This is a genomic window from Streptomyces sp. NBC_01477, assembly GCF_036227245.1.
Lineage (GTDB): Bacteria > Actinomycetota > Actinomycetes > Streptomycetales > Streptomycetaceae > Actinacidiphila.
Genome location: NZ_CP109445.1, coordinates 6,511,348 through 6,529,833, shown reverse-complemented (window position 1 = coordinate 6,529,833; position 18,486 = coordinate 6,511,348). Strand labels below are relative to the sequence as shown.

General features: G+C 69.7%; 12 protein-coding genes. 8 read left to right on the top strand and 4 right to left on the bottom strand.

What is annotated here, in order from left to right; all coding sequences use genetic code 11:
- Positions 1 to 393: 393 nt before the first annotated feature.
- The gene (locus tag OHA86_RS27760) at positions 394 to 1,695 is read left to right on the top strand and encodes a helix-turn-helix domain-containing protein (RefSeq protein WP_329179529.1); all 1,302 of its coding nucleotides are present in this window, start codon (positions 394 to 396) and stop codon (positions 1,693 to 1,695) included.
- Here OHA86_RS27760 and OHA86_RS27755 read toward each other — a convergent pair.
- Positions 1,683 to 3,944, bottom strand: a complete 2,262-nt coding sequence (locus tag OHA86_RS27755; protein ID WP_329179526.1) for a galactose-binding domain-containing protein — start codon at positions 3,942 to 3,944, stop codon at positions 1,683 to 1,685. The genes OHA86_RS27760 and OHA86_RS27755 overlap by 13 nt on opposite strands.
- Positions 3,945 to 4,115: 171 nt before the next feature.
- Here OHA86_RS27755 and OHA86_RS27750 point away from each other — a divergent pair, with 171 nt between their 5' ends.
- The 6 genes from OHA86_RS27750 to OHA86_RS27725 all read left to right on the top strand — a co-directional run bounded on the left by OHA86_RS27750 (position 4,116) and on the right by OHA86_RS27725 (position 12,422).
- Complete coding sequence (locus OHA86_RS27750; RefSeq protein ID WP_329179524.1) at positions 4,116 to 5,141, top strand: LacI family DNA-binding transcriptional regulator; 1,026 nt, start codon at positions 4,116 to 4,118, stop codon at positions 5,139 to 5,141.
- Between the two features lie 300 nt (positions 5,142 to 5,441).
- Positions 5,442 to 6,845, top strand: coding sequence for an ABC transporter substrate-binding protein (locus tag OHA86_RS27745; protein WP_329179523.1), 1,404 nt, complete (start codon positions 5,442 to 5,444; stop codon positions 6,843 to 6,845).
- A gap of 88 nt (positions 6,846 to 6,933) precedes the next feature.
- Complete coding sequence (locus OHA86_RS27740) at positions 6,934 to 7,887, top strand: carbohydrate ABC transporter permease (protein WP_329179521.1); 954 nt, start codon at positions 6,934 to 6,936, stop codon at positions 7,885 to 7,887.
- A gap of 14 nt (positions 7,888 to 7,901) precedes the next feature.
- Positions 7,902 to 8,792: a carbohydrate ABC transporter permease gene (locus OHA86_RS27735; RefSeq protein ID WP_329179519.1), complete on the top strand. Its 891-nt coding sequence runs from the start codon at positions 7,902 to 7,904 to the stop codon at positions 8,790 to 8,792.
- A 128-nt stretch (positions 8,793 to 8,920) separates the two neighbouring features.
- Complete coding sequence (locus OHA86_RS27730) at positions 8,921 to 10,561, top strand: glycoside hydrolase family 13 protein (protein WP_329179517.1); 1,641 nt, start codon at positions 8,921 to 8,923, stop codon at positions 10,559 to 10,561.
- 100 nt (positions 10,562 to 10,661) lie between these two features.
- Positions 10,662 to 12,422 carry an NAD+ synthase gene (locus OHA86_RS27725; protein WP_329179515.1) on the top strand — a complete coding sequence of 587 codons (1,761 nt, stop codon included), beginning with the start codon at positions 10,662 to 10,664 and terminating at the stop codon, positions 12,420 to 12,422.
- On the opposite strand, the gene OHA86_RS27720 is transcribed toward OHA86_RS27725, so the two are convergent.
- From OHA86_RS27720 to OHA86_RS27710, 3 genes are all read right to left on the bottom strand, one after another.
- Positions 12,419 to 13,345, bottom strand: a complete 927-nt coding sequence (locus tag OHA86_RS27720) for an endonuclease/exonuclease/phosphatase family protein (protein ID WP_443054109.1) — start codon at positions 13,343 to 13,345, stop codon at positions 12,419 to 12,421. The genes OHA86_RS27725 and OHA86_RS27720 overlap by 4 nt on opposite strands.
- A 287-nt stretch (positions 13,346 to 13,632) precedes the next feature.
- Entirely contained in the window at positions 13,633 to 14,247 is a 615-nt protein-coding gene (locus OHA86_RS27715) for a TetR/AcrR family transcriptional regulator (RefSeq protein WP_329179511.1), read from the bottom strand.
- Positions 14,244 to 15,836, bottom strand: coding sequence for an MFS transporter (locus OHA86_RS27710; RefSeq protein WP_329179509.1), 1,593 nt, complete (start codon positions 15,834 to 15,836; stop codon positions 14,244 to 14,246). Before OHA86_RS27710 ends, OHA86_RS27715 begins: the two co-directional genes overlap by 4 nt.
- 222 nt (positions 15,837 to 16,058) lie before the next feature.
- Between OHA86_RS27710 and OHA86_RS27705 the strand changes: the two genes are divergently transcribed.
- Positions 16,059 to 18,449: an excinuclease ABC subunit UvrA gene (locus OHA86_RS27705; protein ID WP_329179507.1), complete on the top strand. Its 2,391-nt coding sequence runs from the start codon at positions 16,059 to 16,061 to the stop codon at positions 18,447 to 18,449.
- The last annotated feature ends 37 nt before the right edge of the window (positions 18,450 to 18,486 follow it).

The following is an 18,486-nucleotide window of genomic DNA, read 5'->3' as shown; positions in this document are numbered from 1 at the left end:
CGTGCTTGATAAACCGGCTCCCGACTTGGGGGGCGGGAATTCGGTTGCGACTCACTACCTGGAACGTTGGATGCCGAATCCGGTCGGCTGCTCTTGCGGTGCTGGACGTTACGCACGGGTAACTCGGGGCGCAATAAGTGCGCCCAAGATTCCCGGCCGGACCTTACCGCCGGGTATTTTTCTGTCACCGCGGACACAGTGCGGGGTCGCGTTTTTGTCCGCGAGTGAGCATCCGCCGCCGCGCCCGGCGCTCCCGGGGCGGCCACGGTACGGTCTGCCGGGCGGCGCCCCCCGAGCACGTTTCCGTGTACGGGGTGCTGCGCTCCGTGCACGATTGGTCTATGTTGCAGCAAGGTTACGGAGCGCGAAGGGGCGCATCCGGAGGGGAGGGGCATGACTGTCATGCGTCAGACACCCGAAAATGCGGAACCTTCCGGTCCGATTCCGCGTGAGTTCGCCGCCGTCATGCGCCCTGAACTGCCGAGTCTTTTAAAGGAGATGGCGGCCGAAATCGTCACCGCCATCCCCGAATACGGTCACCTGCTGGAGGGCCCCAACGCCCGGGTGATCAAAATAGGCATCGAGCAGAGCATCGCCACCTTCGTGGACCGGGTGGCCGCGCCCACCGCCACCACCGCGCTGCGTGACGACCTGTGCCGCCGGTTCGGCCGCTTCGAGGCGTACGAGGGCCGCAGCCTGGACAACTTGCAGGCCGCGTACCGCATCGGCTGCCAGGTCGCGCTGCGCAGGGTCCGTACGGTGGGCCGCCGTTACAGCCTGTCCGCGTCCTTCATGCTGACCTTCGCCGACGCGCTGTTCGCCTATATGGGAGACCTGGCGGAGCTGTCCCGCGAGGGATACGTGCAGGCGCTCGCCGAACTGGGCGAGGAGCCGGACAACCGGCGCCGGCGGCTGCTGCGCCGGATACTCGGCGGCACCGCGGTCGCCCGCAGCGCGCTGGCCGAACTCGCCGAGCACTCCGCCTGGCCGCTGCCCGACGAGGTCACGCTGGTCGCCGTGGCAGCGGACACCCGGCCGTCGCGCTCCGCGCTGGACAGGGACATCCTGCTGGACTTCGCCGACCCCGAGCCGCACCTGCTGGTGCCCGGCCCGTTCACCGAGGAGCGGCGGCGGTCGCTGGCCGCGGCGTTACAGGGCTGCCGGGCCGCGGTCGGGCTGACCACCTCGCTCAGCGAGGCGGCCGACTCGCTGCGCTGGGCCCGGCAGACGCTGGCGCTCACCGACTCGGGGGTGATCGACGAGGACGCGGTCGCGATGTGCGAGGACCACCTGCTGCCGCTGTGGCTGCTGGGCGACCCGGCGCTGGTCAACCAGATCGCCAGGAAATACCTCGGCCCGCTGGCCGGGCTGACCCCGACCCAGCGCGCCCGGCTGATCGACACCCTGCGGATCTGGCTCACCACCCGGGGCACCGCCGCCCAGGTGGCCGACCGCCTGGGGGTGCACCCGCAGACCGTGCGCTACCGGATCCGCATCCTGGACCGGGCCTTCGGCGACCAGTTGGCCGACCCCGACCACCGTTTCGCCACCGAGATCGCGCTGCGCGCACTGCACCTGCGCGAGCACGGCGACACCGCGCACCGCCCGGCGCCGGGCCGCACGACGGCGGACGGCGGCGCCCGCCTGGAGCACCGCCGTCCGCCGTCGTCGAGCCGTTCGGGCTACGAGGTGTAGGCCTCCAGCTCGGAGAGCTGGGCCGCCGGCCACGCGGTGTTGCCGGTGACGGTGAGCCGCAGGTAGCGGGTGCTGGTGGGGGTCAGGGTGATGGTGGCGGTGTTGCCGGTGGCCGGGTTGAGGGTGTAGCCGGCCGAGTTCTTCAGGGTGGTCCAGGTGCTGTTGTTGGTGGAGCCGAGCACGGAGAGGGTCTCGGTGCGGGTGGCCCAGGCGGTGGCCGGGGGCAGTTTGATCACGACGCGGCCGACGGTCCTGGCCGCGCCGAGGTCGACGGTGATCGACTGCGGGAAGGCGTTGTTGGTGCTCTCCCAGTAGCTGTTGGCGTTGCCGTCGACCGCGTTGCCCGCGGTGTAGACGTCGGCGTGGCCGGTGTCGCTGACCGGGCGGCCCAGCGCCAGGTTGCTGTTGGCCGGCGGGGGTGTGGTCGTACCGCCCGTGGTGCCGCCCGCCGTGCTGCCGGGGCCGCTGCCGGGCTGCGGCCAGCTGTTGCAGTCGCCCCAGGTGCCGTCCCAACCGCTGTTCCCCGCGCCCTTGTTGATGGTGAAGGCGGGCAGGTTCGCCGGGTAGGAGCAGTTGTAGACGCCGGTCGCGCCGGTGCTGGTGGCCGTCACGTTGCTGATCGACGCGGAGCCCGGGGTCTCGGCCTGCACCACGACGGTGCCGGTGCCGGACGCGGTCGCGCCGCTGATCGTCACGCCGCTGACCTGGTAGCCGTGGCCGCCGCCGGAGACGAACTCGAAGTCGCTGTACGGGCTGTCGATGAAGGTGGTGTTGCTGATCCGCACATCGTTGCTGATGGCGTAGTCGTAGGAGTCGACCCGCAGCGCACCCATCGGGTGGCCCCAGTTGGGGTTCAGCGCGCCGGTGCGGATCAGGGTGTTGCCGGAGACGGTGACCGTGCCCGACAGCGGGTTGAACGGCTGCAGGAAGGCCTGGTTGGAGATCGCGATGCCGCTGCCGAGCGCGTTGGTGTCGGCGATGACGTTGTTGGAGGCGGTGTTGTTGCTGCCGCCGTAGATCGCGATGCCGTTGGCCAGGTTGGGCTGCACGATGGTGTTGCCGGTGAAGGAGTTGCCGGTGTCGGGCGAGCCCAGCGACCACATGGCGAGCGAGTCGTCACCCTGGTTGCGCAGGAAGTTGTTCTTGACGGTGACGTTGTGGGCGCTGCCGTCGAGGTTCAGCCCGTCGGCGGTGGTGCCGATGATCCGGCTGTTCTGCACCACCAGGTTGTCGTTGTTGCCGGTCAGCCACAGGCCGACCTTCTCGCGCTGCACCCATATCCCGGAGACGACCGAGTTCGGGCCGAGGCTGCCGGTGATGAAGTTGTCGGGCGAGTTGTCGTTGCGGACGCTGACGTCGCCGAAGACGGCGAAGTCGTAGAGCTTGGTGTTGCCGCCCGCGGAGCCCTGGTCGATGAAGTGCGAACTGTGCACCACCGAGTACCAGTTGCCGGCGCCGCGCAGGGTGACGCCGTCGGCCGGGATCTGCGAGGTGACCTTGAAGTCGCCCTGCGGGATCCAGACTTCCTTGCCCTGTGCCTTGGCGTCGGATATCGCCTGCCGGAAGGCCTGGGTGGAGTCGCCGCTGCCGCTGGCGTCGGCGCCGTCGGTGACGACGGAGACGGAGTTCGCGGGCTGGGTGGCGGCGCCCGCGACCTGCTCGAAGTCGGCCACGTCGATGGTGGCGCTGCCGGTGTCGCCCGCGTCGAGCTGGAGCTTGACCTTGGCGCCCGCGGCGGCGTTCCGGCCGAGCAGCAGCCGGGAGTCGTCGAAGAAGTGGTGCGTCTTGGCGCCGGCGATCCAGCCGGTGTCGACGTACGAATACTGCGAGGTCACCGCGAGCTTGCCGGCGATCTTGGTGCCGTCGACGTAGACCGAGACGGTGCCGGAGGCGCCGCGCGGCAGGTTCACGGCCACGTCGACCGCGTTGGCGGCCTTGGTGAGCGTGAACTCCACGTACTTGCCCTGGCCGCTGAGGGTGACCGCGCGGCGGCCGGACGCCTCTGAGGCGACGGTCGACTGCGTGTAGTCGGGTCCGACCTGCGAACCGTTGGTGGCCGCGGCCTCGGCCTCGTACTCGGTGAACGGTACGGTGGCGCCGCCGCTGACGGCGAAGGGTGAGACGGCGGCCTGTGCGGTGGGGGCGGCACTGGCCTGCTGAGTGGTCATGGCGACGGCGAGTGCGCCGGCGGCGAGCGCGGCGGCGGTCGCCGAGGCGAGCCAGACCGATGAGCGACGTCTGGTGTCCATGCGGTGGGGGGGTCCCTTCTGACGGGAGTCGCTGGTGTGACGACCGACACCCTAGGGACAGCGACCTGACGCAGCAATATGTCGACCAGGTTTCGCAAAATTTGGATGACTTGCAGAGATTCCGCAAAATCACCGCAAGAATCTTGCGCCACCTGTACTAGAATCGACGCCATGACACGACGACTTGCCGAGGTGGCAAAGAAGGTCGGGGTGAGCGAGGCCACCGTCAGCCGGGTGCTGAACGGAAAGCCCGGCGTCTCCGACGCTACCCGGGCCGCGGTCCTCACCGCCCTTGACGTGCTCGGATACGAACGGCCCACCCAGCTGCGGGGCGAACGCGCCCGGCTGGTCGGCATGGTCATGCCCGAGCTGCAGAACCCGATCTTCCCCGCTTTCGCGGAGGTGGTCGGCGGCGCGCTGGCACAGCAGGGCTTCACCCCGGTGCTGTGCACCCAGACCGCGGGCGGTGTCTCCGAGGCCGACTATGTCGAGTTGCTGCTCCAGCAACATGTCTCCGGGGTCGTCTTCTTCGGCGGGCTGTACGCCCAGGCCGAGTCGCCGCACGATCATTACGCGCGACTCGCGGAACGCAATCTGCCCACCGTGCTGATGAACGCCGCCATCGACCATCTCGACTTCCCCCGGGTCTCCTGCGACGACGCGGTGGCGGTGGAGCAGGCGATGAACCACCTGATCTCCCTGGGCCACCAGCGGATCGCGCTGGTACTCGGCCCGCCCGACCACGTACCGTCCCGGCGCAAACTGGCCGCCGCACGCCGGGTCGACCCGTCGGTGACCGTGGAACACGCGCTGTTCACACTGGAGGGCGGCCAGGCCGCCGCCAGCCGGCTGCTTGCGCGCGGCATCACGGCCTTCATCTGCGCGTCCGACCTGCTGGCGCTCGGCACCATAAGGGCCGCCCGCAGACGGCGGCTGTCGGTGCCGGACGACGTGTCGGTAATCGGTTACGACGACTCGTCGCTGATGAACTGCACCGAGCCGCCGCTGACCACCGTACGGCAGCCCATCGAGGCGATGGGACGGGCCGCGGTGGACCTGCTGGCCGGGGAGATCAGCGGTGCGTCGGTCGATCACGACGAGCTGTTCTTCGAGCCGGAGCTGGTAGTACGCGGTTCCACGGGACCGGCCCCGCACCAGGCCCGCATCCCGCACCCGGAGGCCCGTACGAACGCCTAGCGGTGCCCCTGGGACGGCCGTCCCGGGGGCGGAGCGCGCAGTTCCCCGTGCCGGGCGCCGGCGCGGTGCGGCTGCGCGCTCAGTCGTCTCCGCGGTGCAAACAGCGCCGGTCGCCGTCGTGACCAAGTCGTGTCTTTGCGAAATTCACGCGACATCTTGCGGACATCTATCGGGTTAAGTACGTTGAGCCAACCCGAGACGGTGGCGCGCACCTGGGCCGGACATCATGTGCATCAAGCGCCGCGGGGGTCCCAGATCGCAGTCCAACGACGCGCAGTGGTTCAGGGGAAGGGTTTGATCATGAGCAGAATCCGCTACCGCAGACTGGTGGCAGTGGCGCTGGTCGCAGGCATCGGATTGACCGGTGCCGCGTGCTCCTCCAGCGACAAGAAGGACGACAACGGCAGCAAGACCAGCAGCTCCAGCGCCGGTACCCCCTTGGACCCGAAGACCAAGGTGACGATCAGCGTCGACTGCATGCCGCCCACCACGAAGAAGCCCGAGCGGAAGCAGTGGCTCGACGACATCGCCGAGTTCCACAAGACCTACCCGAACGTGACCATCAACAGCAAGGACACGTTCCCCTGCGAGGACACGGACAAGTTCACGGCCCAGCTGCAGGGCCAGTCCGAGACCAACGTCTTCTACAGCTACGTCACGGACCTCAACCAGGTCCTGGACGCGGGCCAGGCCGCTGACATCACCGACTACGTCAACGACAAGACGGTCCCGAACCTCAAGGACATCGACCCCAACGTCCTGGCGATCCTCAAGGACAGCGGCAAGCTCTACGGCCTCCCGACGACCAACTACTCGATGGGCCTGATCTACAACCGCAAGATCTTCAAGGACGCCGGCCTCGACCCCGACAAGCCGCCGACCACCTGGGACGAGATCCGTACCGACTCCAAGGTCATCCAGGACAAGCTCGGCAGCAAGGGCATCCACGGCTTCTTCGAGTACGGCGCCGGCAACCAGGGCGGCTGGCACCTGACCTCGGCGCTGTACGGCGCGGGCAACAACGTGGTCAGCGAGGACGGCACCAAGGCCGCGTTCAACGGCCCCGAGGCCACCTCGATCCTGCAGACCATCCACGACATGCGCTGGGTGGACAACAGCATGCCCTCCAGCGCCGGCAAGGAGTGGGGCGAGAGCCAGAAGGCGATGGGCGCAGGCCAGATCGGCATGTACCTCGCCGCGCCGGACGACATCCAGCTCATGGTCCAGCAGTACGGTGCCAACTTCGACGACCTGGGCATGGCGCCGATCCCCGGCGGCAAGACCTCGCTGATGGGCGGCAACGACTACTTCTTCAAGAAGTCGGACTCGCCGGACCAGATCAAGGCCGGTATCGCCTGGATCAACTTCAAGTTCCTGACCCTGAAGAAGGGCCAGTTCAACTACGGGCGCAACAAGGCCGACGGCATCCCGGTCGGCCTGCCGCAGCCCTTCTTCTTCACCGGCCAGGCCAAGGCCACGGACACCGCGGACAAGACCCAGTACGCGACCGTGCCGGTGGCGAACTACAAGTCCTACGTGGACGCGCAGGTCCCGGTGAAGGGTGAGCCGCCGAACGCGCAGAAGCTCTACACCGTGCTCGACACCGTGATGTCCGGCGTGCTGAGCAACAAGAACGCCGACGTCAGCAAGCTGCTCTCGTCCGCCGAGACGCAGGCGAACCAGCTGCTGGCCGCCGGCCAGTAACAGCACAGCCCCCCGCGGGGGCCGGTCGGCGACCGGCCCCCGCGGCGCGGCACGGACCTCTTGCACCGCTTCCAGCCGAGGAGCCTTCATGGCGGCGACGACCGTCCCCGACAAAACAACCAGGCGCCACGCCGGGCGCGCCGCAGGTCCTAAGGCCCAAGGCGGCCGGGGCGGCCTGAGCCGCAAGCTGAGCCAGAACCTCCAGGCCTACGGGTTCCTCATCGGGGCGATCCTCTGCTTCGGGTTCTTCTCCTGGTACCCGATGGTCCGGGAGTTCATCATGAGCTTCCAGCAGACCAAGCGCGGGGTGACCAGCTGGGTCGGTTTCCACAACATCAAGACCGTCTACCACGACCCGTACTTCTGGACGGCGTGGAAGAACACCGGGCTCTTCACGCTCTACGCGCTGGTGATCGGCTTCGCCGTTCCGTTCTTCGTGGCGATCCTGCTCAACGAACTGCGGCACGCACGGGCCTACCTGCGGGTTCTGGTGTACCTGCCCGTCATGCTCCCGCCGGTGGCGGGCGCGCTGCTTTTCAAGTACTTCTACAACCCCGAATACGGGCTGTTCAACCGCATTCTCAAGATCTTCCACCTGCCGACGTCGCAATGGCTCGACTCGTCGCACACCGCGCTGATCTCGGTGGTCATCGCGGCGACCTGGATGAGCATGGGCAGCGCCACCCTGATCTACCTGGCGGCGCTGCAGAACATCCCCGGTGAGCTGTACGAGGCCGCCGACCTGGACGGCGCGGGCCTGTGGAGCAAGATCTGGCACGTCACGATCCCGCAGACCAAGCTGGTGCTCTCGCTCATGCTGCTGCTCCAGATCGTGGCGACCATGCAGGAGTTCACCAACGTCTTCTTGATGGCCGGCGGAAACGGTCCCGAGAATTCCACGATGACCGTGGTCTACATGGTCTACCAGTACGGCTACCGCTACAACAATTTCGGTGGCGCGGCCGCACTCGGCCTCTTCCTGCTCCTGGTACTCGCCGGATTCTCCGGCCTGTACGCACGGCTCAACCGGAACAGCGACTAGGACGGATCACGATCATGGCAGAGTTCTCCTCCGCGAACCGGACGCTGATCTCGTCCGCGACCCTGGCCAGGCCCCGGGGCAAGGCCATCTACTGGACCGTGCTGTCCGTGGTGCTCGTGGTCTTCACGCTGGTCTTCCTCGGGCCGCTGTACTGGATGGCCACCAGCGGTTTCAAGTCGGTGCACGAAGTGCTGCAGAACCCGCCGACGCTCATACCGAAGGACCCGCACCCGTCGAACTACAAGACGGCCTGGACCCAGCTCAAGCTCGCCAAGCTGCTGTGGAACACCTTCTACTACGCCTTCGGCGCGCTGGCCTTCCAGCTGGTCTTCGACGTGGCCGCGGCCTACGCGCTGTCCAAGCTGCGTCCTGTGCTCGGCAACATCGTGCTCGGCGGCATGCTCGCCACCTTGATGATCCCGTCGGCGGTGCTGATCATCCCGCAGTACATGACGGTGCTCGACCTGCCGCTGCTGCACGTCAACCTGATCAACCACCCGTGGGCGATCTGGCTGCCGACGGTCGCCAACGGCTTCAACATCTTCCTGCTCAAACGATTCTTCGACTCGATCCCCGACGACCTGATGGCTGCCGCGGCCATCGACGGGGCCGGGCCGACGCGCACCCTGCTGTCGATCGTGCTGCCGATGTCCCGGCCGATCCTCGGCGTCGTGTCGATCTTCGCGGTGGTCAACGTCTGGAAGGACTTCCTCTGGCCGATGCTGGTGGAGCCCGACCCGTCGAAGCAGCCGATCAACATCGGTATCAACTCGCTCTCGCAGGGCGTACCGCAGAACGTGCTCATCGCCGCACTGGCCATCTCCGCGCTGCCGACCCTGCTGATCTTCCTGCTCTTCCAACGCAACATCATGTCCGGCCTGACCGCCGGCAGCCTCAAGGGCTGACCGGCCCATGAGGCCGCGCAGCCTTCCGTAACGCACCACCCCACAGCACTCCGCCGCCGGTCCTCATGTCCACATCCCCGCCTCCTGGGGCCGGCGGCGGGGTCCCACCTGCCCGAAAGGACGTTGACGTGGCAGACACCCCTCAGCCCGAGGCCGACGAGAACTGGTGGCGCGGCGCGGTCATCTACCAGGTCTATCCGCGGAGCTTCGCCGACAGCAACGGTGACGGGACCGGTGATCTCGCCGGCGTGCGGTCCCGGCTGCCGTATCTGGCCGAGCTGGGCGTCAACGCTCTGTGGTTCTGTCCGTGGTATCCGTCGCCGATGGCCGACGGCGGCTACGACGTCGCCGACTACCGGGACGTCGAGCCGGTCTTCGGGACGCTGGCCGAGGCGGAGAAGCTGATCTCCGAGGCCCTCGCGCTGGGCATCAGGACGATCATCGACGTCGTGCCGAACCACATATCCGCCGCGCACCCGTGGTTCCGCGAGGCGCTGGCCGCCGGCCCCGGGTCGGCCGCGCGGGAACGCTTCTGGTTCCGCCCCGGCCGCGGCGAGCACGGTGAGCTGCCGCCGAACAACTGGCCGTCGCAGTTCGGCGGCCCGGCGTGGACCAGGACCACCAACCCGGACGGCACACCGGGCGACTGGTTCTTGAACCTCTTCGACTCCGAGCAGCCCGACCTCAACTGGAACTTCCCCGAGGTCCGCGCCGAGCACGAGGACATCCTGCGGTTCTGGTTCGACCGCGGGGCCGGCGGAGTCCGCATCGACTCGGCCGCCATGGTCTCCAAGGACCCCGGCCTGCCCGACCTGACCGACGAGCCGGGCGTACCGCACCCGTACGTCGACCGCGACGAGCTGCACGGCATCTACCGCGGCTGGCGGCGGATCGCCGACTCCTACCCGGGTGCGCGCATCCTGGTCGGCGAGGTGTGGCTGCCCGACGCGGAGCGCTTCGCGCGCTACCTGCGGCCGGACGAGATGCACACCGCCTTCAACTTCGACTTCCTGGCCTGCCCCTGGGAGGCCGACCGGCTGCGGACGTCCATCGACACGACGCTGGCCGCGCACGCCCCGGTGAGCGCGCCCGCCACCTGGGTGCTGTGCAACCACGACGTGACGCGTACGGTGACGCGCTACGGACGGGCCGACACCGGTTTCGACTTCGCCACGAAGGCCTTCGGCATCCCGACCGACCTGGAACTCGGCACCCGGCGGGCACGGGCCGCGGCCCTGCTCACCCTGGCGCTGCCCGGCTCGGTCTACCTCTACCAGGGCGAGGAGCTGGGGCTGCCCGAGGTCGAGGACATCCCGCTGAACAAGCTCCAGGACCCGATGTACCTGCGGTCCGCCGACACCAACCCGGGCCGGGACGGCTGCCGGGTCCCGCTGCCGTGGGCCGGCTCGGCCGCTCCGTTCGGCTTCAGCCCGGCCGGCACCACCGCCGAGCCGTGGCTGCCGCAGCCGGCAGACTGGGCCGACCGCACCGCCGAGGCGCAGTCCGCCGACCCGGACTCGATGCTGTCGCTCTACCGGGCGGCGCTGCGCCTGCGGCGGGCGGAGCCGGGCCTGGGCGACGGTACGTTCTCCTGGCTGGAGTCGGCCCCGGGCGTCCTGGCCTTCCGCCGCTCCCCCGGGTTCGTCTGCGTGCTGAACCTGGCGGACGTGCCCGCCGAGCTGCCCGAGCACACCGAAGTCCTGCTGACCAGCGGGCCGCTCGCGGAGGGCCGCCTGCCCGCCGACACGGCCGCCTGGCTGCGCACCTGATCCTCGCGCCCGGTGGGCGCCCCCTTCCGGGGCGCACCCCGGGGGCGACGTGACCGGGCCAACAGCGACATTGTGTCGAGGTGACGATTAGACTGGGGCCGTGCCTCAACTACGACTCGCCCTGAATCAGATCGACGCCCGCGTCGGCGACATCGCCGGGAACGCCGAGTCGGTCCTGCGCTGGTCCCGGCATGCCGCCGGGCAGGGAGCCCACCTCGTGGCGTTCCCCGAGATGATGCTCACCGGCTACCCGGTGGAGGACCTGGCCCTGCGGTCGTCCTTCGTCGAGGCGAGCCGCACCGCGCTGGTCGAGCTGGCCGAGCGGCTGGCCGCCGAGGGCCTCGGCGAGCTGCCGGTCGTGGTCGGCTACCTGGGCCGCAGCGAGAACGCGCGGCCCCGCTTCGGCCAGCCGGCCGGCGCCCCGCAGAACTGCGCGGCGGTGCTGCACGGCGGCAAGGTCGCGCTGCGCTTCGCCAAGCACCACCTGCCCAACTACGGCGTCTTCGACGAATTCCGCTACTTCGTGCCCGGCGACACCATGCCGGTGATCCGGGTCCGCGGTGTGGATGTGGCGCTGGCCATCTGCGAGGACCTGTGGCAGGACGGCGGCCGGGTGCCGGCCGCCCGCTCGGCGGGCGCGGGCCTGCTGCTGTCGGTCAACGCCTCCCCCTACGAGCGGGACAAGGACGACAGCCGGCTGGAACTGGTCCGCAAGCGGGCCCAGGAGGCCGGCTGCACCCTGGTGTATCTGGCGATGGTCGGCGGCCAGGACGAGCTGGTCTTCGACGGTGACACGATCGCGGTGTCGCAGAGCGGCGACGTCATCGCCCGGGCGCCGCAATTCACCGAGGACTGCGTCATCCTCGACCTCGACCTGCCGGCCGCGTCGCCGCAGCCGCCGTCCGGCCGGGTGGACGACGGCCTGGAGATCCGCCATGTGACGCTGTCCGAGGAGCCGGTGGCCGGCTACGCCCCGCAGTTCGCCGGCGAGGTCGCCGAGCGCCTGGAGGACGCCGCCGAGGTCTACGGGGCGCTGGTCACGGGCCTGCGCGCGTACGTCGAGAAGAACGGCTTCCGCTCGGTGCTGATCGGGGTGTCGGGCGGTATCGACTCGGCCCTGGTCGCGGCCATCGCCTGCGACGCGGTCGGCGCGGCCAACGTCTACGGGGTCTCGATGCCGTCGGCCTACTCCTCGGACCACTCCCGCGGCGACGCCGCCGAGCTGGCCCGCAGGACCGGCCTGAACTTCCGTACGGTGCCGATCGCGCCGATGTTCGACGCCTATATGGCGTCGCTGTCGCTGACCGGGCTCGCCGAGGAGAATCTGCAATCCCGGCTGCGCGGGGTGACGTTGATGGCGATCTCCAACCAGGAGGGCCACATCGTGCTCGCGCCGGGCAACAAGAGCGAGCTGGCGGTGGGCTATTCGACGCTGTACGGCGACTCGGTGGGGGCGTACGGCCCGATCAAGGACGTCTACAAGACCACCGTCTTCCGGCTGGCCCGCTGGCGCAACGCGGCGGCCGCGGCGCAGGGCGAGACCCCGCCGATCCCGGAGAACTCGATCAGCAAGCCGCCGAGCGCGGAGCTGCGCCCGGGCCAGGTGGACACCGACTCGCTGCCGGACTACGACGTGCTCGACCGGATCCTGGAGCTGTACGTGGACCGCGACCAGGGCCGGGAGGCGATCATCGCGGCCGGCTTCGACGAGGAGCTGGTGACCCGGATCCTCAAGCTCACCGACACCGCCGAGTACAAGCGGCGGCAGTATCCGCCGGGCACGAAGATCTCCGCGAAGGGCTTCGGCAAGGACCGCAGGCTCCCCATCACCAACCGCTGGCGCGAGGGCGACAGGCCTTAGTCCTCGGGCAGTTGGAGGCGGGCGGCGACCGGGAGGTGGTCGCTGCCCGTCCTCGGCAGGGTCCAGGAGGACCTGGGCTCCGCGCCCTTGACCATGATCTGGTCGATCCGCGCCATCGGCTCGCCGGCCGGCCAGCTGAATCCCATGCCGTTGCCCGCGGCGCCCTGCGTGGAGCGCATCTGCGAGGTGACCGAGGCCAACGCCCGGTCGTTCATGGTGCCGTTGAGGTCGCCGAGCAGGACGACGCTGTGCAGCGACTCCGCCGCGATGGCCTCGCCGAGCGCGTTGGCGGCGCTGTCGCGCTGCCCGGCGGTGAAGCCGGCGTCGAACTTCACCCGCACGGACGGCAGATGGGCGACGTAGACCGCGACCTTCCCGTCGGGCGTGCTGACCGCGGCCCGCATCGCCCGGGTCCAGCCCATCTTGATGTCCACCGGCCGCACCCCGCTCAGCGGGTACTTGCTCCACAGCCCGACCGTGCCCTGCACCGAGTGGTACGGATACGCCGCCGCGAGATCGTGCGCGTACCGGGGCGCCTCGCTCTCGGCCAGCTCCTCCAGCGCGAGGACGTCGGCCCCGGCCGCGATCAGGTCCTTGGCGGTGCCGTCGGGGTCCGGGTTCTCGGCGTTGACGTTGTGCGTCGCCACGGTCAGGTCGCCGCCGGACGAGGACTTGTCGGTGAGCAGCCCGCCGAACAGGTTGAGCCACACCAGGGTCGGCAGCAGCAGGGCGATCAGGGCGGTTGTCGAGCGGCGCAGCACCGCGAGCACGAACAGCACCGGCAGCGCGACGCCCAGCCAGGGCAGGAACGTCTCCAGCAGGCTGCCCAGATTGCCGATCCGGTTGGGGATGTCGGAGTGGAAGAACAGCACTCCGGTGAGCAGGACGCACAGGGCGGCGAGCACGATCCCGCGCCGCCACATTCCGGCGGGCCGCCACCAGCGCAGGAACCGCCGCACCGCACGGTCCCGTCCGCCGGCGTCGGCGCGGTCCTGCGTACCGTCGCCGCCCGCGGTCGCGTCCGTGCTGCTCTGCGCCTGGGTCATGTGGATCCTCGCTGCCTTGCCGGGTGCACTGCCGACCTTAGGGGATCGGTATGTGAACCGACGGCCCCCGCACCCGTGCGGGTTCCGCCGGCCGTCCCATACGCCCCGCTTGTGACAAAACCCTTACGTGCGGCGGCACCCGGCGGCGGCACCCGGCACGTGCGTCAGGGCGGCGGGGCGATGCCGCGCAGGATCAGGTCGACCACCCGCTCGGACAGCCCTTCGCCCAGGGACGCGCCCTGGTGGAAGGCGGTCCTGGTGAGCAGCGGGCCGGTGACGAAGTCGATCAGCAGCTCGATGTCGGCGCCCAGTTCCGGCCGTACCGCCCCGACGGCGATGCCCTCCTCCAGCAGCCGCCCGAGGGCGGCGCGCCGGGTGGCGATGACCGTGTCGTGGTAGCGCTGCCACAGCGCGGGGTTGTTCTGGATCTGGGTCAGCATGTTGCGCAGCATCGCGGATTCGCGCTTGGCCAGGCCCCGCTTGCGTATCGACTCCACCGCGACGACCAGGTCGTCGCGGAAGGACGTGCCGGGCAGCGCCGGCAGCACGGGGGTGTCTATCGCGGCCAGCACGTCGAGCAGCAGCGCGTCCTTGCTCGCCCACCGCCGGTAGACGGTGGCCTTGCCGACGCCGGCCTCGCGGGCGATGCCCTCCATCGTCAGATCGCCGAAGGTCGTGCCGTCGGCGATGAGCCCCAGGACCGTCTCGACGACCTTGTGCCCGACGGCCGCGTCGCGCGGTCGCCCGCGCGGCACGGCCGTCGTATCCGGAGCCCTCATTGCTCGGCACCGGCCATCGTCAGCTCCGCCTCACCGCCGGGCGCGGCGGCCGCGGGCGCGGCCTTGGCGGGCAGGTAGAACAGGACGATGAGCGCGCCGAACAGGGCGGCGCCGCCCGAGGCCGCCGCCGTGACGTGCATGGCGTGGATGAAGGCGTGGTGGGCCGGCTCGACCAGCACCTGCCCCTTGGGGCCGAGCTTCGCGGCGACGCCGAGCGTGGCCTCGATGGACTCCCCCGCCGAGTGCCGGGCGGGCGCGGGCAGGCTGTCGAGGTGGCCGCGGATGCTGTCGCGGTAGACCGTGGACATCACCGAGCCCAGCACGGCGACCCCGATCGCGCCGCCGACCTGCCGGAAGACGTTGTTGACGGCCGATCCGGAACCGGCCTTCTCGCGCGGCAGCGCCGACATGATCATCACGGTGGCGGGCGGCATGACGTGCGCCATGGCCGCGCCCATCAGGAAGAACAGCACCTCCATGACCCAGATCGGGGTGTCCGTGTCCAGCAGCAGGAAGCCGAGAAAGGCCAGCCCGGTCATCGCCATGCCGCCCGTGCAGACCGCCCTGGCGCCGAACTTGTCGACCAGCAGCCGCGCCCTGGGCGCGAAGACCATCTGCGCGGCGGCCAGCGGGAGCAGCAGCAGGCCGGACTGCAGGGCGCTGTAGCCGCGGACGGACTGGATGTAGAAGACCATGAAGAAGGTCACGCCCATCAGGGCGAAGAAGATCAGGCCGATGGCGGCGACCGACGCGGAGAACTGCCGGTTCTTGAAGTACGTCACGTCCAGCGCCGGGTGGTCGCTGCGCTTCTCGTACCAGACGAAGCCGGCCAGGATCAGCAGGCCGGCGACCGAGGTCGCCCACACCTCGGGCTCGGTGAAGTCGCCCGCCTGGCCGCCCTTGATGATGCCGTAGACGAGCAGGACCAGGCCCGCCACGGACAGCCCGACGCCGACCGGGTCGAGCCGGCCGGGCTTGGGGTCCTTGGAGTCGGGGACGAGGATGAACATCGCGATCAGGCCGGCGACCACGATCGGCACGTTGACCAGGAAGACCGAGCCCCACCAGAAGTGCTGGAGCAGCAGTCCGCCGGTGATCGGCCCGACGGCGATGCCGAGGCCGACGACGCCGGCCCAGATGCCGATCGCCTTCGGCTGCTCCTCGCGCTGGAAGACGTTCATGATGATGGCCAGCGTCGCGGGCATGATGAACGCGCCGCCGATGCCCATCAGCCCGCGCCAGGCGATCAGTTCGCCCGCCGAGCTGGACACCGCGGACAGCGCGGAGCCGACGCCGAAGATCAGCATGCCGGCCAGCAGCACCTTCTTGCGCCCGAGCCGGTCGCCGAGCAGGCCGGCGGTGAACAGTATCCCGGCGAAGACCAGGGTGTAGGAGTTGATCGCCCATTCCAGCTGACTCTGCGTCGCCCCGAGCCCGGTCGGCTTGGGCTGCGCGATCGTCTTCATCGCCACGTTGAGGATCGAGTTGTCCAGCACCACGACGAGCAGACTGAACAGCAGCACGGTGAGGATCGCCCAGCGTCGGCGGTGTATCGCCTCCGGGACGGCAAAAGTCGCATTGTCGGCCATGCGTGTCAGCGTAAGCGGCACTTACGATACGGAGGTGTCTCGTATCGTAAAGTCCGGGTAAAACCGGTTCGGGCCTGTGCCGCGGGGGTGTGCGGCGGGGTCCGCGGCAGGTCGGTCACAAATGGAGAAGCGCGCGCCGCGGCCCGCCCGTAGCGTGACAGCATGGCCGGTTTGACGGGGGCGGCCATGGGACAGCGGCACCGCGCGACGGACGGAGACACGATGACCACGGCCAGGAGGAAGGGCGCGGAGCCGCCGGCGGGGGACGGCGCGGACAGCCACGACCTGATCCGCGTGCACGGCGCCCGCGTGAACAACCTCAAGGACGTCAGCATCGGGATCCCGAAGCGCCGGCTGACGGTCTTCACCGGTGTGTCGGGGTCGGGCAAGAGCTCCCTGGTGTTCGGCACCGTCGCCGCCGAGTCGCAGCGGCTGATCAACGAGACCTACAGCGCCTTCGTGCAGGGCTTCATGCCGACGCTGGCGCGGCCCGACGTCGATGTGCTCGAAGGGCTGACGACCGCGATCGTGGTCGACCAGCAGCGGCTGGGCGCCGACCCGCGCTCCACCGTCGGCACCGCCACCGACGCCAACGCGCTGCTGCGGATCCTGTTCAGCCGGCTCGGGCAGCCGCACATCGGCCCGCCCAGCGCGTACGCCTTCAACGTGCCCTCGGTCCAGGCCAGCGGTGCGATGACCGTCGAGCGCGGCGCCAGGAAGGCGGTGAAGGTCACCTACCACCGCACCGGCGGCATGTGCCCGAACTGCGAGGGCCGCGGCACCGTCTCCGACATCGACCTCACCCAGCTCTACGACGACTCCAAGTCGATCGCCGGGGGCGCGTTCACCATCCCGGGCTGGACGGCGGACAGTTTCTGGACCGTGCGGGTCTACGCCGAGTCCGGTGTGCTCGACCCGGACAAGCCGATCCGCACGTTCACCAAGCGGGAGATGCACGACTTCCTCCACAAGGAGCCGACCAAGGTCAAGGTCGAGGGCGTCAACCTCACCTACGAGGGGCTGATCCCGAAGATCCAGAAGTCGATGCTGTCCAAGGACAAGGAATCGCTCCAGCCGCACATCCGGGCGTTCGTGGAGCGGGCGGTCACCTTCACCACCTGTCCCGAGTGCGACGGCACCCGGCTCGCGGAAGGCGCCAGGTCGTCGAGGATCGACGGCACGAGCATCGCCGACGCGTGCGCGATGCAGATCAGCGACCTGGCCGAGTGGGTGCGCAGCCTCGACGAGCCGTCGGTGGCGCCGCTGCTGGCCACGCTGGGCGACAGCCTCGACTCGTTCGTGGAGATCGGCCTGGGCTATCTCTCGCTCGACCGCCCGGCCGGCACCCTGTCGGGCGGCGAGGCGCAGCGGGTCAAGATGGTCCGCCACCTCGGCTCGCCGCTCACCGACGTCACCTACGTCTTCGACGAGCCGACCATCGGGCTGCACCCGCACGACATCCAGCGGATGAACGGGCTGCTGCTGCGGCTGCGGGACAAGGGCAACACGGTGCTGGTCGTGGAGCACAAGCCGGAGACGATCGTGATCGCGGACCACGCGGTCGACCTCGGCCCCGGCGCCGGCGCGGACGGCGGCACCGTCTGCTTCGAGGGCACCGTCGAGGAGCTGCGCGCCAGCGGCACCGTCACCGGCCGCCACCTGGACGACCGGGCCGCCCTCAAGAAGGCGGTACGCGAGCCGGCCGGCGTGCTGGAGATCCGCGGCGCCGGCACGCACAACCTGCGGGACGTCGACGTCGACGTCCCGCTCGGGGTGCTCACCGTCGTGACCGGCGTCGCCGGCTCCGGCAAGAGCTCGCTCGTGCACGGCTCGATCCCGGCGGGCGCCGACGTGGTCGCGATCGACCAGAGCCCGATCCGCGGCTCGCGCCGCAGCAATCCGGCCACGTACACCGGGCTGCTCGACCCGGTCCGCAAGGCGTTCGCGAAGGCCAACGGCGTCAAGCCGGCGCTCTTCAGCGCCAATTCCGAGGGCGCCTGCCCCACCTGCAACGGCGCCGGCGTCGTCTACACCGACCTGGCGATGATGGCCGGTGTCGCGAGCGTCTGCGAGGAGTGCGGGGGCAGGCGGTTCCAGGCGTCGGTGCTCGAATACCGCTTCGGCGGCCGGGACATCAGCGAGGTGCTCGCGATGTCGGTGACCGAGGCCGAGGAGTTCTTCGGCTCGGGCGACGCCCGTACGCCCGCCGCGCACACCGTCCTCACCCGGCTCGCCGACGTGGGCCTGGGCTATCTCAGCCTCGGCCAGCCGCTCACCACGCTGTCCGGCGGCGAGCGGCAGCGCCTGAAACTGGCCACGCACATGGCGGACAAGGCCGGCGTCTACGTCCTGGACGAACCGACCTCTGGCCTGCACCTCGCCGACGTCGAACAGCTCCTCGCCCTGCTCGACCGCCTTGTCGACGCCGGCAAGTCCGTCATCGTCGTGGAGCACCACCAGGCGGTCATGGCGCACGCCGACTGGATCATCGACCTCGGCCCCGGCGCCGGCCACGACGGCGGCCGGATCGTCTTCGAGGGCACCCCCGCCGACCTGGTCGCCGCCCGCTCCACCCTCACCGGCGAGCACCTGGCGCAATACGTCGGCGGGTGAGCGGCAGCGGTCGTTCCCGGCCCACCGGCCGGTGGCG

Bases quoted from the DNA above. Each gene is read 5' to 3' on its own strand.
- OHA86_RS27760 (WP_329179529.1), top strand. From the start codon at position 394: ATGACTGTCATGCGTCAGACACCCGAAAATGCGGAACCTTCCGGTCCG.
- OHA86_RS27755 (WP_329179526.1), bottom strand. From the start codon at position 3,944: ATGGACACCAGACGTCGCTCATCGGTCTGGCTCGCCTCGGCGACCGCC.
- OHA86_RS27750 (WP_329179524.1), top strand. From the start codon at position 4,116: ATGACACGACGACTTGCCGAGGTGGCAAAGAAGGTCGGGGTGAGCGAG.
- OHA86_RS27745 (WP_329179523.1), top strand. From the start codon at position 5,442: ATGAGCAGAATCCGCTACCGCAGACTGGTGGCAGTGGCGCTGGTCGCA.
- OHA86_RS27740 (WP_329179521.1), top strand. From the start codon at position 6,934: ATGGCGGCGACGACCGTCCCCGACAAAACAACCAGGCGCCACGCCGGG.
- OHA86_RS27735 (WP_329179519.1), top strand. From the start codon at position 7,902: ATGGCAGAGTTCTCCTCCGCGAACCGGACGCTGATCTCGTCCGCGACC.
- OHA86_RS27720 (WP_443054109.1), bottom strand. From the start codon at position 13,345: ATGTGGCGGCGCGGGATCGTGCTCGCCGCCCTGTGCGTCCTGCTCACC.
- OHA86_RS27715 (WP_329179511.1), bottom strand. From the start codon at position 14,247: ATGAGGGCTCCGGATACGACGGCCGTGCCGCGCGGGCGACCGCGCGAC.
- OHA86_RS27710 (WP_329179509.1), bottom strand. From the start codon at position 15,836: ATGGCCGACAATGCGACTTTTGCCGTCCCGGAGGCGATACACCGCCGA.
- OHA86_RS27705 (WP_329179507.1), top strand. From the start codon at position 16,059: ATGACCACGGCCAGGAGGAAGGGCGCGGAGCCGCCGGCGGGGGACGGC.